The 16,006-nt window shown below is 62.5% G+C and carries 16 protein-coding genes; 12 read left to right on the plus strand and 4 right to left on the minus strand.

The features are described 5' to 3' along the window. Window positions 1-18 precede the first annotated feature (18 nt). Window positions 19-741 (minus strand): ribonuclease PH, encoded by a 723-nt coding sequence (gene rph / locus K1X80_RS00145; RefSeq protein WP_057961002.1) that lies wholly within the window; start codon window positions 739-741, stop codon window positions 19-21. A 233-nt stretch (window positions 742-974) separates the two neighbouring features. Between rph and K1X80_RS00150 the strand changes: the two genes are divergently transcribed. The 6 genes from K1X80_RS00150 to K1X80_RS00175 all read left to right on the plus strand — a co-directional run bounded on the left by K1X80_RS00150 (window position 975) and on the right by K1X80_RS00175 (window position 6,285). Further along, a complete protein-coding gene (locus tag K1X80_RS00150; RefSeq protein ID WP_057440510.1) occupies window positions 975-1,838 on the plus strand; it encodes a YicC/YloC family endoribonuclease in 864 nt (287 codons plus the stop codon). A 10-nt stretch (window positions 1,839-1,848) separates the two neighbouring features. Further along, window positions 1,849-2,469: a guanylate kinase gene (gene gmk / locus K1X80_RS00155; protein ID WP_128593301.1), complete on the plus strand. Its 621-nt coding sequence runs from the start codon at window positions 1,849-1,851 to the stop codon at window positions 2,467-2,469. Window positions 2,470-2,636: 167 nt separating this feature from the next. Then, complete coding sequence (gene rpoZ / locus K1X80_RS00160) at window positions 2,637-2,900, plus strand: DNA-directed RNA polymerase subunit omega (RefSeq protein WP_057440512.1); 264 nt, start codon at window positions 2,637-2,639, stop codon at window positions 2,898-2,900. A 60-nt stretch (window positions 2,901-2,960) separates the two neighbouring features. Then, window positions 2,961-5,066 carry a bifunctional GTP diphosphokinase/guanosine-3',5'-bis pyrophosphate 3'-pyrophosphohydrolase gene (spoT, locus tag K1X80_RS00165; protein WP_220172601.1) on the plus strand — a complete coding sequence of 702 codons (2,106 nt, stop codon included), beginning with the start codon at window positions 2,961-2,963 and terminating at the stop codon, window positions 5,064-5,066. A gap of 39 nt (window positions 5,067-5,105) precedes the next feature. Next, window positions 5,106-5,486: a RidA family protein gene (locus tag K1X80_RS00170; protein WP_025130815.1), complete on the plus strand. Its 381-nt coding sequence runs from the start codon at window positions 5,106-5,108 to the stop codon at window positions 5,484-5,486. A gap of 55 nt (window positions 5,487-5,541) precedes the next feature. Beyond that, window positions 5,542-6,285, plus strand: a complete 744-nt coding sequence (locus tag K1X80_RS00175) for a hypothetical protein (RefSeq protein WP_057961005.1) — start codon at window positions 5,542-5,544, stop codon at window positions 6,283-6,285. Window positions 6,286-6,426: 141 nt separating this feature from the next. On the opposite strand, the gene K1X80_RS00180 is transcribed toward K1X80_RS00175, so the two are convergent. Next, on the minus strand, window positions 6,427-7,278 hold the full coding sequence (locus K1X80_RS00180; protein WP_220172602.1) for an SDR family oxidoreductase: 852 nt from the start codon (window positions 7,276-7,278) through the stop codon (window positions 6,427-6,429). 190 nt (window positions 7,279-7,468) lie between these two features. Here K1X80_RS00180 and exbB point away from each other — a divergent pair, with 190 nt between their 5' ends. From exbB to K1X80_RS00210, 6 genes are all read left to right on the plus strand, one after another. Continuing rightward, window positions 7,469-8,482 (plus strand): tonB-system energizer ExbB, encoded by a 1,014-nt coding sequence (gene exbB / locus K1X80_RS00185; RefSeq protein ID WP_057961007.1) that lies wholly within the window; start codon window positions 7,469-7,471, stop codon window positions 8,480-8,482. Window positions 8,483-8,488: 6 nt separating this feature from the next. Next, complete coding sequence (gene exbD / locus K1X80_RS00190) at window positions 8,489-8,914, plus strand: TonB system transport protein ExbD (RefSeq protein ID WP_057961008.1); 426 nt, start codon at window positions 8,489-8,491, stop codon at window positions 8,912-8,914. Beyond that, entirely contained in the window at window positions 8,911-9,657 is a 747-nt protein-coding gene (locus K1X80_RS00195) for an energy transducer TonB (protein ID WP_057440517.1), read from the plus strand. Before exbD ends, K1X80_RS00195 begins: the two co-directional genes overlap by 4 nt. A 236-nt stretch (window positions 9,658-9,893) precedes the next feature. Then, window positions 9,894-10,814, plus strand: a complete 921-nt coding sequence (locus tag K1X80_RS00200) for a hydrogen peroxide-inducible genes activator (RefSeq protein WP_057961009.1) — start codon at window positions 9,894-9,896, stop codon at window positions 10,812-10,814. Window positions 10,815-10,822: 8 nt separating this feature from the next. After that, window positions 10,823-12,898: an ATP-dependent DNA helicase RecG gene (recG, locus tag K1X80_RS00205; protein WP_057961010.1), complete on the plus strand. Its 2,076-nt coding sequence runs from the start codon at window positions 10,823-10,825 to the stop codon at window positions 12,896-12,898. A 101-nt stretch (window positions 12,899-12,999) separates the two neighbouring features. Continuing rightward, entirely contained in the window at window positions 13,000-14,400 is a 1,401-nt protein-coding gene (locus K1X80_RS00210) for an aminoacyl-tRNA deacylase and HDOD domain-containing protein (RefSeq protein ID WP_057440518.1), read from the plus strand. Between the two features lie 123 nt (window positions 14,401-14,523). Here K1X80_RS00210 and K1X80_RS00215 read toward each other — a convergent pair whose 3' ends face one another. After that, window positions 14,524-14,901, minus strand: coding sequence for a hypothetical protein (locus K1X80_RS00215; protein WP_029289848.1), 378 nt, complete (start codon window positions 14,899-14,901; stop codon window positions 14,524-14,526). A 125-nt stretch (window positions 14,902-15,026) separates the two neighbouring features. Next, a complete protein-coding gene (gene tagQ, locus K1X80_RS00220; protein WP_128593299.1) occupies window positions 15,027-15,956 on the minus strand; it encodes a type VI secretion system-associated lipoprotein TagQ in 930 nt (309 codons plus the stop codon). Window positions 15,957-16,006: the final 50 nt, after the last annotated feature.

Raw genomic sequence — 16,006 nt, forward strand, 5'->3', positions numbered from 1 at the left:
TGCTCCTTGAGGCCGGTTTCAGTCAGCCAGTGCGGCGTTCTGCAGTTCGAAGATTTCGCTCATGCCTTTCTGGGCCAGGGCCAGCATGGCGTTCAGGTCTGCCGGCTGGAATGGCGCGCCTTCGGCGGTGCCCTGCACTTCGATGAACCCACCGGTGCTGGTCATGACCACGTTCAGGTCGGTCTCGGCAGCCGAGTCTTCCAGGTAGTCCAGGTCCAGCACCGGCTCGCCCTGGTACATGCCCACCGATACGGCGGCAATCATCTGCTTGAGCGGGTCGCCGCCTTTCAGGCCGCCGCGCTTCTTGATCACTTTCAGCGCGTCGACCAGGGCCACCATGGCGCCAGTGATGGAGGCGGTGCGGGTGCCGCCGTCGGCCTGGATCACGTCGCAGTCGACGTACAGGGTTACATCGCCCAGTTTAGACATGTCCAGCGCAGCGCGCAGGGAACGGCCGATCAGACGCTGGATTTCCAGGGTACGACCGCCCTGCTTGCCACGGCTGGCTTCACGCTGGTTACGCTCGCCGGTGGCGCGCGGCAACATGCCGTACTCTGCGGTCAACCAACCCTGGCCCTGCCCCTTGAGGAAACGCGGCACGCCATTCTCGACGCTGACGGTGCAGATGACCTTGGTATCGCCAAACTCGACCAGTACAGATCCCTCGGCGTGTTTGGTGTAGTTGCGGGTGATGCGGATCGAGCGGAGCTGATCGGCAGCGCGACCACTTGGACGTTTCATAGGGGATACCTGTACAGAGGACGAAAAACTGCCGAGCATTATAGAGCCGCAGGCCGCTTCTCGGCACTGCTAATAAATTCGGTAACGAATGGACAACCCCTGGCACCCTTTGTCACAGCCCGCATTTGGGGGCGCCCGCCCCGTTGCGCTACAATCCTGCGCCTTCGCAGCCAGTCGGCTTCAATCTACCCACCAGCCCGCCCGTTTGCGGGACTGCATCGCGAGGTACCTCCATGGTGCACAGCATGACTGCCTTTGCCCGCGTCGAAAAAGCCGGCGTCCAGGGCACCCTGAGCTGGGAATTGCGCTCGGTCAACAGCCGCTACCTGGAGCCGCACCTGCGCCTGCCCGAATCCTTCCGCGACCTTGAAGGCGCAGTGCGCGAAGCCCTGCGTGCCGGCATCTCCCGCGGCAAACTGGAATGCACCCTGCGCTTTACCGAGGAAACCACCGGCAAGCCGCTGCAGGTTGACCGCGAGCGCGCCGCGCAACTGGTCGCCGCCGCCGAGACCATCGCCAGCCTGATCAAACAGCCAGCGGCCCTGAACCCCCTGGAAGTGTTGGCCTGGCCTGGGGTGCTGGTGGCCGACGCCACTGACCCGCAAGCGCTGAACGCCGAAGCCCTGGCCCTGTTCAACCAGGGCCTCAAGGAGCTTAAAGCCGGCCGCGAGCGTGAAGGCGCCGAGCTGGCCCGCCTGATCAACGAACGCCTGACGGCCATCGAGGCCGACGTCGTGACCCTGCGCGAACTGGTGCCGCAGATGCTGGCCACCCAGCGTCAGAAAGTCCTCGACCGCTTCACCGACATGAAGGCCGACCTCGACCCGGTGCGCCTGGAACAGGAAATGGTCCTGCTCGCACAAAAAAGCGACGTCGCCGAAGAACTCGACCGCCTGAGCACCCATATCCTGGAAGTGCGCCGCGTGCTCAAGTCGGCCGGTGCCGCCGGTCGGCGCCTGGACTTCCTGATGCAGGAACTCAACCGCGAAGCCAATACACTGGGCTCCAAAGCCTTCGATCCGCGCAGCACCACGGCTGCGGTCAACCTCAAAGTGTTGATCGAGCAAATGCGCGAACAAGTACAGAATATTGAGTAAGGCAACTCCCATGACCCACAGCACCGGCACCCTGTACATCATTTCCGCCCCCTCGGGCGCGGGCAAAAGCAGCCTGGTCAAGGCCCTGACCGACACCAACCCGGAGATCCGCGTATCGGTCTCCCACACCACTCGCGCCATGCGCCCGGGTGAAGTGAACGGCGTGAACTATCACTTCGTCGAACGCAGCGAATTCGTGAAGATGATCGAACACGGTGACTTCCTGGAGCGCGCCGAGGTGTTCGGCAACCTCTATGGCACGTCCCAGAGCCACTTGCAGCAGACCCTGGACGAAGGCCACGACCTGATCCTGGAAATCGACTGGCAGGGCGCCGAACAGGTGCGCCAATTGATGCCCAAGGCGCGCTCGATCTTTATCCTCCCGCCGTCCCTGGAGGCCTTGCAACAGCGCCTGACCAATCGCGGCCAGGACAGCGATCAGGTCATCGACGGCCGTATGCGCGAAGCCGTCAGTGAAATGAGCCACTATGTGGACTACGACTACCTGATCATCAACGACGATTTTTCCCACGCCCTGGACGACTTGAAGGCGATTTTCCGCGCCAATCAGCTCCAGCAAAAACGCCAACAGCAGCGTTTTGGCAAATTGTTGGCCGAACTGCTCGGTTGAATGGCTCTTCCCAAAACCGCTGCAAGGGCCTTACATTGGCACTTGTAGCGTGTTTGCCGGGGCCTGCAGAAAATCAGCGCTTCCCTAAACGCTGGTGATTTTTTAAACTGTTGAGTCCGCTCGCCCAACCGGGCAGCGCGCATCTTGCATTCGCTCCGAGGAATACCATGGCCCGCGTAACCGTTGAAGACTGCCTAGAACACGTGGATAACCGCTTTGAGCTGGTCATGCTCTCTACCAAGCGTGCCCGTCAATTGGCCACTGGCGGCAAAGAGCCACTGCTCAATTGGGAAAATGACAAGCCTACCGTGATGGCCCTGCGCGAAATCGCTGCCGGCGTGATGAGCTATGAATACATTGCCAGCGCTGAAATCGTTGAAGACGAACCGCTGTTTGCAGCGTTCGAGGACGAGTCCAACGAGGCCGTCTAAGCCTATGCCTGGTCGACGTAGCACGGCGCGGGGTCACAGCATTCGGCAGGAGTTAACACTTTGCCGAGCATAGACGCCCTCGCCGATCGCTTATCGACCTACCTCGGCACCGACCAGGTCAACCTGGTCCGCCGAGCGTATTTCTACGCCGAACAAGCCCACGACGGCCAACGCCGCCGCAGCGGCGAGGCGTACGTCACCCATCCTCTTGCGGTGGCCAATATTCTTGCCGACATGCACATGGACCATCAGAGCCTGATGGCTGCGATGCTGCATGACGTGATCGAAGACACCGGCATTGCCAAGGAAGCGCTCAGTGCGCAATTTGGCGAAACCGTGGCCGACCTGGTCGACGGAGTCAGCAAGCTGACCCAGATGAACTTCGAGACCAAGGCCGAGGCCCAGGCGGAAAACTTCCAGAAGATGGCCATGGCCATGGCCCGGGACATCCGGGTGATCCTGGTCAAGCTGGCCGACCGGCTGCACAACATGCGCACGCTGGAAGTGCTGTCCGGTGAGAAACGCCGGCGCATTGCCAAGGAAACCCTGGAAATCTACGCGCCCATCGCCAACCGGCTGGGCATGCATGCCATTCGTATCGAATTCGAAGACCTGGGTTTCAAGGCGATGCACCCGATGCGCTCGGCGCGCATCTACCAGGCGGTCAAGCGCGCCCGGGGCAATCGCAAGGAAATCGTCAACAAGATCGAAGAGTCCCTGAGCCACTGCCTGGCAATCGACGAGATTGAAGGCGAAGTCAGCGGGCGGCAGAAGCATATCTACGGCATCTACAAGAAGATGCGCGGCAAGTGCCGGGCCTTCAACGAGATCATGGACGTGTATGCGTTCCGGATCATCGTCGACAAGGTCGATACCTGCTACCGCGTGCTGGGCGCTGTACATAATTTGTACAAACCCCTGCCAGGCCGCTTCAAGGACTACATCGCCATCCCCAAAGCCAACGGCTATCAGTCGCTGCATACCACGCTGTTCGGTATGCATGGGGTGCCGATCGAGATCCAGATCCGCACCCGGGAAATGGAAGAGATGGCCAACAACGGCATCGCCGCCCATTGGCTGTACAAATCCAGCGGCGACGAGCAGCCCAAAGGCACCCATGCCCGCGCCCGCCAGTGGGTCAAGGGCGTGCTGGAAATGCAGCAACGTGCCGGCAACTCCCTGGAATTCATCGAAAGCGTGAAGATCGACCTGTTCCCGGACGAGGTCTACGTGTTCACGCCAAAAGGCCGGATCATGGAGCTGCCCAAGGGCTCCACGGCGGTCGACTTTGCCTACGCAGTGCACACCGACGTCGGCAACAGTTGCATCGCCTGCCGGATCAACCGCCGCCTGGCCCCGCTGTCGGAACCGCTGCAAAGCGGCTCCACCGTGGAGATCGTCAGCGCGCCGGGGGCCCGGCCGAACCCGGCCTGGCTCAACTTCGTAGTCACCGGCAAGGCCCGCACCCATATCCGCCACGCCCTGAAGCTGCAACGTCGCTCCGAGTCCATCAGCCTGGGCGAACGCCTGCTGAACAAGGTGCTCAACGGTTTCGACAGTTCCTTGGAGAAGATCCCCGCCGAGCGCGTGCAGGCGATCCTCCACGAGTACCGTCAGGAAGCCATCGAGGACTTGCTCGAAGACATCGGCCTGGGCAATCGCATGGCCTACGTGGTCGCCCGCCGCCTGCTCGGCGAGGGCGAGCAACTGCCGAGCCCCGAAGGCCCGCTGGCCATTCGCGGCACCGAAGGCCTGGTGCTGAGCTACGCCAAATGCTGCACACCGATCCCGGGCGACCCGATTGTCGGCCACCTGTCCGCCGGCAAAGGCATGGTCGTGCACCTGGACAACTGCCGCAATATCAGCGAAATACGCCACAACCCGGAAAAATGCATCCAGCTGTCCTGGGCCAAGGATGTGACCGGCGAATTCAACGTCGAGCTGCGGGTCGAGCTGGAGCATCAGCGCGGCCTGATCGCCTTGCTGGCCAGTAGCGTCAACGCCGCCGACGGCAATATCGAAAAAATCAGCATGGACGAACGTGATGGTCGCATCAGCGTGGTCCAACTGGTGGTCAGCGTGCACGACCGTGTACACCTGGCCCGCGTGATCAAGAAACTGCGTGCCCTGACTGGGGTTATCCGCATCACTCGCATGCGCGCATAACGCCTCCCCCTATAGCCCGGACATTACAAGGAGTCATTTATGACCAAGACTGTTATCACCAGCGACAAGGCACCTGCTGCCATCGGTACTTATTCCCAGGCGATCAAGGCGGGCAACACCGTCTACATGTCCGGCCAGATCCCTCTGGACCCAAAGACCATGGAACTGGTTGAAGGCTTCGAAGCCCAGACCGTACAAGTCTTCGAAAACCTCAAGTCGGTAGCCGAAGCCGCAGGCGGTTCGTTCAAGGACATCGTCAAGCTGAACATCTTCCTCACCGACCTGAGCCACTTCGCCAAGGTCAACGAGATCATGGGCAAGTACTTCGAACAACCCTACCCAGCCCGCGCCGCCATTGGCGTTGCCGCCCTTCCCAAGGGCTCCCAGGTTGAGATGGACGCGATTCTGGTCATCGAGTAATACATTCGGCGCAACCCACAGGGTTGCGCCGACTTCGTTTTAAAAGGATTTCATAATGCGCAAAGCGCTCGTTGCCTCCACGCTGCTCGCCCTGTTCCTTGGCGGCTGTGCCAGCAATCCTGCCACCCGGGATGTGAGCGGCACCTGGATCAACCAGGTCGCCATTGATGCGGCGTCCAAGGGCGGCCCTTTGCGCGAAGCCCTGCAAGCCTACGGTCCGAACCTCGAATGGGAGGTCAACACCAAGGCCAACCAAGCACGCTACTTCAATGGCTTTGAACGCCCCGAAGGCACCCTGGCCGGGGAAAAGTCCGGCACCTGGAACGTTGATTTCTACGGTAGCTCGACCACCGAACTCAAGCGCAAGGGCAAACAGCTGCTGCAAGTGGCCAACGACAACGAGCCCGAACAGCTGTTTGACCGCCCCAAGGACCCTGCCCCCGAAGGCGCGCCCCTGGGTGCCAACTTCGAACGGGCGCTGTACTCGGCCTATATGGGCGGCAGCTGGAAAATCACCAGCGGCAGCGGCCTGGGCGCCACCGTGCAGTTCCAGGCCAACGGCCAAGTAAGCGGGCTGCCGGGCGCCGAGCAGTACTCACTGTGCCTGGCGGGCGACTGCGCCTCCATGAGCGGTGGCTACGACAGCATCTGGCTGCAACAAGGTGGCCAGGGCAACCCGTGGATCTTCAGTCGCAATGACAAGCAGTTGGAGATTTTCCAGGCGATCAATACCTCCCAGGCCGACGAAGTCCCTTCGTTTACCCCCGGGCCACGCCAGTGGTTGCTGGAAAAACAGTAACCTCAATGTGGGAGCGGGCTTGCGTGGGAGCCGGGCTTGCCCGCGATGCAGGCACCTCGGTGTGTCAGTGACACCGAGGTGATGCTGTCATAGCGATCCGACAAGCCAGCTCCCACACAAGCCGGTGCCTAGCAAGAAAAGTCAGCCTTTGAGGATAGCGGCGTAGCCTTCGCGATAACTCGGATAGGTTGGCGTCCAGCCCAGCGCCTTGGCCCGCGCATTGCTGCACTGCTTGCTGCCCGCGCGCCGCACGCTGGCGCCTTCGGCCCACTCGGTCACCCCAAGGTACTCACGCAGCCAGCCCACAACCTCAGCCAGCGGCGCCGGCGCGTCGTCGACGCCGATATAGACCTTGTCCAACGAACCGCCCTGCTCTACATGTTGCAGCAGAAACGCCAACAACCCTGCCGCATCATCAACATGTATCCGGTTGCCGTACAAAGGCGGCTCCACCGCCACGCGATAGCCCTGGCGCACCTGGCTCAACAACCATTCACGCCCCGGCCCGTAGATACCGGTCAAGCGCACAGTCGTGGCCGGGATGCCGCTGTCGAATGCCACTTGCTCGGCTTCCAGCATCACCTGCCCGGAATAGCCAAGGGCCTGGGTAGGCGACGCCTCATCGACCCATTCGCCATTTTGCTGCCCATAGACACTGCTGCTGGACACAAACACAAGCTGCTTGGGCTGCTGGCCATAGTCGTCAAGCCATTCCAGCACATGCTGCAAGCCTTCGACATAGGCCTTGCGATAGCCCGCTTCGTCATGGTCGGTGGCGGCTGCGCAGTACACCAGGTAGTCCACACCGCCGATCGGCCAGGTGTCGGGACAATCCTTTTTGAACAGGTCGCCGGCAATCCCGATCACCCCTTCGGGCAGGCGCGAGACATTACGCCGCAGGCCATGCACCTCCCATCCGGCAGCCAGCAATTGACTAGCCAGCCGACTACCTACATCACCACAACCGGCGATCACCACAGAAGGCGCAGACATCACAAAACTCCGTTCTCAAAGGTCTAGATTAGCCCTCGCAGGTGACCAGCGGCCAGAAAAAGCACAAATAAAGATACTGTATTACTTCTGTTAACAAGAATTACTTGCAATAATAACCGCCCATTTGTCCTCGACCCTTTATGCGGTCTGGCAGGGCAAGCCCTTATTTTTTCTATCAGGTCCGGCCAGCATGACACGCAATAACCTCCCCGCTTCGCCAACCAAGCCTCACAGCCCGTCCCGCGTCTGGCGCGCGATAACTGCGTTGCTGTTCAGCGTCCTGCTGGCACCGACCGCCGCGCTCGCCGATGCCACGGCACCGGCCACTCCGCCTGCCGCTACTGCGCCAGCCCCGGCCGCGGCCCCCGCACCAGAGCAAAATGCCGCAGCACCCGGTGCTCCAGCTGTCGCTCCTGCGGCCACCGACCCGGCTGCCGCCGAAGGCGTAGCCCCGCAAGATGAAACCGGCGTGGTTCTGGAAGAAGACAACACCCTGGGCATGGCTCACGACCTGTCGCCTTGGGGCATGTATCAGAACGCTGACATCATCGTGAAGATCGTGATGATCGGCCTGGCCATCGCCTCGATCATCACCTGGACCATCTGGATTGCCAAAGGCTTCGAGCTGCTGGGCGCCAAACGCCGCCTGCGCACGGAAATCGCCAACCTGAAAAAAGCCACCACCCTTAAAGAAGCCAGCGAAAGCGCGGCCATCAAGGGCACCCTGGCGCACCTGCTGGTACACGACGCACTGGAAGAAATGCGTCTGTCGGCCAACACCCGCGAAAAGGAAGGCATCAAGGAACGCGTGAGCTTCCGCCTGGAGCGCCTGGTGGCAGCCTGCGGTCGCAACATGAGCAACGGCACCGGCGTGCTGGCGACCATCGGTTCCACCGCGCCGTTCGTCGGTCTGTTCGGTACCGTGTGGGGCATCATGAACAGCTTCATCGGCATCGCCAAGACCCAGACAACCAACCTCGCCGTCGTTGCCCCCGGCATCGCCGAAGCCCTGCTGGCAACTGCCCTGGGCCTGGTCGCCGCAATTCCGGCGGTGGTGATCTACAACGTATTCGCCCGTTCGATCGCCGGCTACAAGGCCCAGGTGTCGGACGCTTCGGCAGAAGTCCTGTTGCTGGTCAGCCGCGACCTCGATCACCTGCCTACCGAGCGCAGCTCGCAACCGCACATGGTGAAAGTGGGGTAATCGGCCATGGGCCTGCATTTGAATCAAGGCGACGACGAGCTCGTCGAGAACCACGAAATCAACGTCACGCCGTTTATCGACGTGATGCTGGTGCTGCTGATCATCTTCATGGTGGCAGCCCCCTTGGCCACGGTGGATATCAAGGTCGACCTCCCCGCCTCCAGCGCGAAACCCGCGCCCCGGCCGGAGAAACCGGTGTTCCTCAGCGTCAAGGCTGACCAGCGTCTGTTCCTGGGCGAAGACGAAGTCAAACCCGAAACCCTCGGTGCGGTGCTCGACGCCCGGACCCAGGGCAAGAAAGACACGACGATCTTCTTCCAGGCCGACAAGGGCGTGGACTACGGCGACCTGATGAGCGTGATGGATGCCCTGCGGGCAGCCGGCTACCTCAAGGTCGGTCTGGTCGGACTTGAGACGGCAGCCAAGAAATGATCACGACGCGCCACAAACTGACGCGTTATGGCACCAGCCTCGCCGTCGTGCTGGGCGTCCACGCCGTCGCGATCATCCTCGCGCTCCAGTGGTCGGCGCCACAGATGGTGCAGTTGCCACCGGCTGCCATGGTCATCGACCTGGCGCCGATGCCAGCCCCACCCCCTCCGGCCCCGCCGAAGGTGGTGACGCCACCGCAACCGCCGGCACCGGTGGAAGAGTTGCCCTTGCCGAAACTGGCCGAGGCACCCAAGCCCACGATTTCCGTGCCCAAGCCGGTCAAGCCAAAGCCTAAGCCGCAGCCGCCCAAGCCTGAGAAAAAGGTCGAGCAGCCCAAGGAGAAACCCTCCGAGGATCCGCCGAGCGAAACCCCTCAGAACAACGCGCCTTCGGAGAAATCCGCGCAGCCGCAACCCGGCCCTTCGCCGGCACAGATCGCGGCCAAGGCCACCTGGCAAAGCACGCTGCTCGGTCACCTGGCGAAGTACAAGAAGTACCCGCCAGGCGCCCAGGCCCGTGGCAAGGAAGGCTTGAACCGCTTGCGGTTCGTGGTGGATGCCGAAGGCAAGGTGCTGTCCTATGAGCTGGTGGGCCGCTCCGGCAACGCCGACCTGGACCGCGCTACCCTGGAGATGATCCGTCGCGCCCAACCGCTGCCCAAGCCTCCGGCCGAGATGTTGACCAACGGCAGCATCGAAATCGTTGCGCCGTTTGTCTACAACATCGAGAAGCGCCGCCGCTAACCCCTGGGGGAGCGGGTTTGTGTGGGAGCGGGCTTGCCCGCGATGACGGTGTAACAGTCAACATCCACAGTGACTGACACACCGCCATCGCGAACAAGCCCACCCCCACACAAAACGGCCAACGCCATTAAGCAAAATCCCCCGCACAAACCGCTCAATCCCCAATCAAGCTCTGATAACGTGCGTCTATCGTTTGCAGCCGGTATGCTTGGCCCGCAACCTCATGGACGCCCGCTATGACTCTTACAGAATTACGCTACATCGTGACCCTCGCCCAAGAGCAACACTTCGGCCATGCAGCCGAACGTTGCCATGTCAGCCAACCGACGCTGTCGGTGGGCGTGAAAAAGCTTGAAGACGAACTCGGTGTGCTGATTTTCGAGCGCAGCAAAAGCGCCGTGCGCCTCACCCCGGTTGGCGAAGGCATTGTTGCCCAGGCGCAGAAGGTGCTGGAGCAGGCCCAGAGCATTCGTGAGCTGGCCCAGGCCGGCAAGAACCAACTGACCGCCCCGCTGAAAGTCGGCGCGATCTATACCGTCGGCCCGTACCTGTTCCCGCACCTGATCCCGCAACTGCACCGCGTCGCGCCGCAGATGCCGCTGTATATCGAAGAAAACTTCACCCACGTGCTGCGCGACAAACTGCGCAACGGTGAGTTGGACGCGATCATCATCGCCCTGCCTTTCAACGAAGCCGACGTGCTGACATTGCCGCTCTACGACGAGCCGTTCTATGTATTGATGCCGGCCTCGCACCCGTGGACGCAAAAAGACACGATTGACGCCAGCCTGCTCAACGACAAGAGCCTGCTGCTGCTCGGTGAAGGCCATTGCTTCCGCGACCAGGTGCTGGAAGCCTGCCCGACCCTGACCAAGGGCAACGACGGCGCCAAGCACACCACCGTGGAGTCCAGCTCCCTGGAGACCATTCGCCATATGGTGGCGTCCGGCCTGGGCATCTCGATCCTGCCGCTGTCGGCCGTCGACAGCCACCACTACGCGGCCGGCGTGATTGAAGTGCGTCCGCTCACCCCGCCCGTGCCGTTCCGTACCGTGGCGATTGCCTGGCGCGCCAGTTTCCCGCGCCCGAAAGCGATTGATATCCTCGCCGACTCGATCCGCCTGTGCTCGGTGGCCAAGCCGCCTGCCGCGAACTAAGTACGTGTATGACTGAGCTGTCGCAGGTGTCGGTGACGGCACTCAAGGGTGTCGGTGAAGCCATGGCCGAGAAACTGGCCAAGGTCGGCCTGGAGAACCTCCAGGACGTGTTGTTTCACCTGCCCCTGCGTTACCAGGACCGCACCCGCGTAGTGCCCATCGGCCATCTGCGCCCTGGGCAGGATGCCGTGGTCGAAGGCACCGTCAGCGGTGCCGATGTGGTGATGGGCAAGCGCCGCAGCCTGGTGGTGCGCCTGCAGGACGGTACCGGCGGCCTGAGCCTGCGCTTCTACCATTTCAGCAACGCGCAAAAAGAAGGCCTCAAGCGCGGCACCCGTGTGCGCTGCTACGGTGAAGCGCGGCCGGGCGCGTCGGGCCTGGAAATCTACCACCCGGAATACCGCGCCATTACCGGCGACGAACCCCCGCCGGTAGACACCACTCTCACCCCCATCTACCCGCTCACCGAAGGCCTGACGCAACAGCGCCTGCGCCAGCTGTGCATGCAGACCCTGACCCTGCTCGGCCCCCAAAGCCTGCCCGACTGGCTGCCGCAAGAGCTGGCCCGCGACTACCAGTTGGCGCCCCTGGCCGACGCGATTCGCTACCTGCATCACCCGCCGGCCGATGCCGATGTCGATGAGTTGGCCCTGGGTCATCACTGGGCCCAGCATCGCCTGGCCTTTGAAGAGTTGCTGACCCACCAACTGTCCCAGCAGCGCCTGCGCGAAAGCATGCGCTCCCTGCGGGCGCCGGCGATGCCCAAGGCCACGCGCCTGCCCGCGCAGTACCTGGCCAACCTGGGCTTTGCACCGACTGGCGCGCAGCAACGCGTAGGCAATGAAATCGCCTACGACCTGAGCCAGAAAGAACCAATGCTGCGCCTGATCCAGGGCGATGTTGGCGCCGGCAAGACCGTGGTCGCCGCCCTGGCCGCGCTGCAGGCCCTGGAGGCCGGTTATCAGGTGGCCCTGATGGCACCGACCGAGATCCTCGCCGAGCAGCACTTCATCACCTTCAAGCGCTGGCTCGAACCCCTGGGCCTGGAAGTGGCGTGGCTGGCGGGCAAGCTCAAGGGCAAGAACCGCACGGCCGCCCTGGAACAGATCGCCGCCGGCGCACCGATGGTGGTGGGTACCCACGCGCTGTTCCAGGACGAAGTTAAATTCAAGAACCTGGCCCTGGTGATCATCGACGAACAGCACCGTTTCGGCGTGCAACAACGCCTGGCCCTGCGCGAAAAGGGCGTGGGCGGGCGGATGAACCCGCACCAGTTGATCATGACCGCCACGCCGATCCCGCGCACGCTGGCCATGAGTGCCTACGCCGACCTCGACACCTCGATCCTCGACGAGCTGCCGCCGGGCCGAACGCCGGTCAACACGGTCCTGGTCACCGACACCCGACGGGTCGAAGTGATCGAACGGGTGCGCGGCGCCTGTGCCGAAGGGCGCCAGGCGTATTGGGTATGCACGCTGATCGAAGAGTCCGAAGAGCTGACCTGCCAGGCCGCTGAAACCACCTATGAAGACCTCACCAGCGCCTTGGGCGAGCTCAAGGTCGGGCTGATTCACGGGCGCATGAAGCCTGCGGAAAAAGCCGCGGTGATGGCCGAGTTCAAGGCCGGCAACCTGCAATTGCTGGTGGCCACCACGGTGATCGAAGTCGGCGTGGACGTGCCCAACGCCAGCCTGATGATCATCGAAAACCCCGAACGCCTGGGCCTGGCACAGTTACACCAGCTGCGCGGCCGAGTCGGCCGGGGCAGCGCCGCCAGCCACTGCGTGCTGCTCTACCATCCGCCGCTGTCGCAGATTGGTCGCCAGCGCCTGGGGATCATGCGCGAGACCAACGATGGCTTCGTGATCGCCGAAAAAGACCTGGAACTGCGCGGCCCCGGCGAAATGCTCGGCACCCGCCAGACCGGCCTGCTGCAATTCAAGGTGGCCGACCTGATGCGCGATGCCGACCTGCTACCTGCCGTGCGCGATGCAGCCCAGGCCCTGCTGGAGCGCTGGCCGCACCACGTCAGCCCGCTGCTGGATCGCTGGCTGCGCCACGGCCAGCAATACGGCCAGGTCTGACAGCCCGCCAATAGCCGACACCATCACAAACCGCAGTTAGACACCCCCCGCCGGACCAAGCTGGTTATACTCCAAGCAAATGTAGGAAATTGGATCCGGCCATGTCAGAAGTTGCCCACGCCACAGCCCCGCCGACCGCACCCCCGGTCATTCGGGACTTGCTCGCAAAACTCGCCGTCAACTACACGGAAGTCACCGACCACCCCGGCCTGAACCCGGCCCGAAAGGTTCAAGCGGTACTGCTCGATGACGCGGTGGGCGCCCTGATGGTGCTGTTTCCCCAGAGCCAGTTGCTGGATCTCAATCGCCTCACCGAACTGACCGGCCGCAACCTGACCGCTGTCGCGCCGGAGCGCCTGGATCGCATGCTCGGCAAACACAGCCTGAGCTTACTGCCCGGCCTGCCGCCGCTGACCAGCTCGCCTTGCCTGTACGAAGAAAGCCTCCTGCGCGAGCCGACCCTGCTGGTGCACTCGGGCGAAGCCACCGTGCTGCTGGAAATCGCCAGCGACGACTTCAAGCGCCTGCTGAACAAAGCCAGTGCCGCCAACTTCGGCGAACCCCTGAGCCGCATCCTGCCCAACTTCGACCGTCCCAACGACGACCGCGACGAAATTACCCAGGCGATGCAGGCGTTTACCGCGCGCCGCATCCAGCAACGCCTGGAAGCCACCATTGAAATTCCACCGCTGGCCGATACCGCGCAGAAGATCATCAAGCTGCGGGTCGATCCCAACGCAACCATCGACGACATCACCGGCGTGGTCGAGACCGACCCGGCCCTGGCCGCGCAAGTAGTGAGCTGGGCGGCCTCGCCGTACTACGCCTCACCGGGCAAGATCCGTTCGGTAGAGGACGCAATTGTGCGTGTGCTGGGCTTCGACCTGGTGATCAACCTGGCCCTGGGCCTGGCGCTGGGCAAGACCTTGAGCCTGCCCAAGGACCATCCGCAACAGGCCACGCCCTACTGGCACCAGTCGATCTACACCGCCGCAGTGATCGAGGGCCTGACCCGCGCCATGCCCCGCGCCCAGCGCCCGGAAGCCGGCCTGACCTACCTGGCGGGCCTGCTGCACAACTTTGGCTACCTGTTGCTGGCCCATGTCTTCCCGCCGCACTTCTCGCTGATCTGCAGGCACCTGGAGGTCAACCCGCACCTGTGCCACAGCTATGTCGAGCAGCACTTGCTGGGCATCAGCCGCGAGCAGATCGGCGCCTGGCTGATGCGTTACTGGGATATGCCGCAAGAGCTGTCCACGGCCCTGCGCTTCCAGCATGACCCGAGCTACGACGGCCAATATGCCGAATACCCGAACCTGGTATGCCTGGCCGTGCGCTTGCTGCGCGGGCGTGGGATTGGCTCCGGGCCTGAGGCCGAGATTCCGGACGAACTGCTGGAGCGCCTGGGCCTGAGCCGCGACAAGGCCGAGGAGGTGGTGAGCAAGGTGTTGGATGCCGAGGTGTTGTTGCGCGAACTGGCGTCGCAGTTCAGCCAGGGCTGAAGCCGGCGCCTGTTGTACCGCTATCGCAGGCACGCCAGCTCCCACAGTTGACCGGGTTCCAACGTTGGAATGCACTCAATATGTGGGGAGCTGGCTTGCCTGCGATGAATCCAACCCGGTCTCTCAGGCCTTCTTTTTCTTCGGCTTCAGATACTTGGTCAAGCCCTGGAACCACATCACCAGGGCCGGGTTGCCCTTGATCTGGATCGACTTGTCCTGAATCCCCGTCATGAACGCCAGTTGCTTGTTCTTCGCCTGCATCGTGGCGAAGCCGTAGGCGGCGTCTTTAAACGCGATGGCAAATGCCGGCTCCGGGTGGACACCCGAGCGGCTGGTGATGCGCTGGTCTTTGACGATGAAGTGACGGGCAACCTTGCCGTCAAGGGTCTGCAGCTGGAATGCCAGATCCTTGTCACCCAACTGCTGCTGGAACGCAGGGTTGTTGCGGCTGGCTTTGGCCATCATCAGGCCCAGCACCCACAGAAGAAAACGAAATTTCATGCACACGGCCTCAGTGTAATTATTGGGTGGCCGCAGCAGTTTAACGATTTGTGCGCGGAACGCTACCGATCTCCCGCGTTAGCAGGAGATCGGCTGGCGTTTACCGCTTATAGCAACAACTTGGCTTAAACGTTAGGGCAAGGCACCGGTGCCCAGTCGGCCAGGTTCGGATCGCGGCAGGTGCCTTCGATCTGTGCTTTACCGGCGCTGGCCACTTGCTTGCTTTCAGTCTGCTTGACCTTGGCGGTCTGGATGCTTCGCTCGGTGCTCACCGCTTCGGTCGGCACCTTGGGCAGTGGCGGACGCTTGGTCACGACCTTGCCGGTCGACTTGCCTTTTTTCGCCGGCACCGCCGCCGGGGCGGTATCGGCCGTGGCCACGGTCACCACGTCATTGCGCTGCACACCCACCTGTTGCAGGTCTTTCTCGTAGGCCTGGGTGTAGTTGTTCAGGTCTTCGCTGGCCTTGCCGTTGACCGCAACGATCAGGTCGTTGGATTCCTTCAGACCGGCGACGATTTCTGCCAGGCGCTTGCGGCCTTCGATGTCATTGACGGTCTTGGCCTTGCGGTCAGCCACCAGCTTGGTGAACGCGCTCTGGTAGCACTGTTGGGACGCCTTGGCGTACGCGGTGCTACGGTCGATATCGGAAGCGCTTTTGTTGAAGTCCGTGGCGTAGGACGCGATGCGCTGGTTGTCATCGCTGATCTGCTTCTGGCGCTCGGTGTAGTAACCCGCCGCGCCGCCCGCCAGGGCTCCGCCCGCCGCGCCAATGGCGGCATTGCGGCCACGCTTGTCCGAATCGCCGGTCAGGGCGCCCAACAGCGCACCACCGGCCGCGCCGAGGGCGGCGCCGGTGACGACCGACTTGGTCATGTCCGAATCAGTAGCGCGCAGGTGCTGCACCGGCTCGTAGCAGCTGGGGTAGTACTCGACCTTGGTGCTCGACGCGACCTTGGAGGCCGGCGACGTGGCGCAACCGGTCAGCACGGTGCTGAAGCCAGCCGCGATCAGCAGCAAGTAACGCTTGGAAACCGCCTTACGGGAAAAAAGCATAGGTGTGTTCTCTTTTAAGTTTGTCTTGCCCAGCACGGCCCATGCCGCCT

It is taken from the genome of Pseudomonas sp. So3.2b, from assembly GCF_019464415.1.
Classification (GTDB): Bacteria; Pseudomonadota; Gammaproteobacteria; order Pseudomonadales; family Pseudomonadaceae; genus Aquipseudomonas; species Aquipseudomonas shahriarae.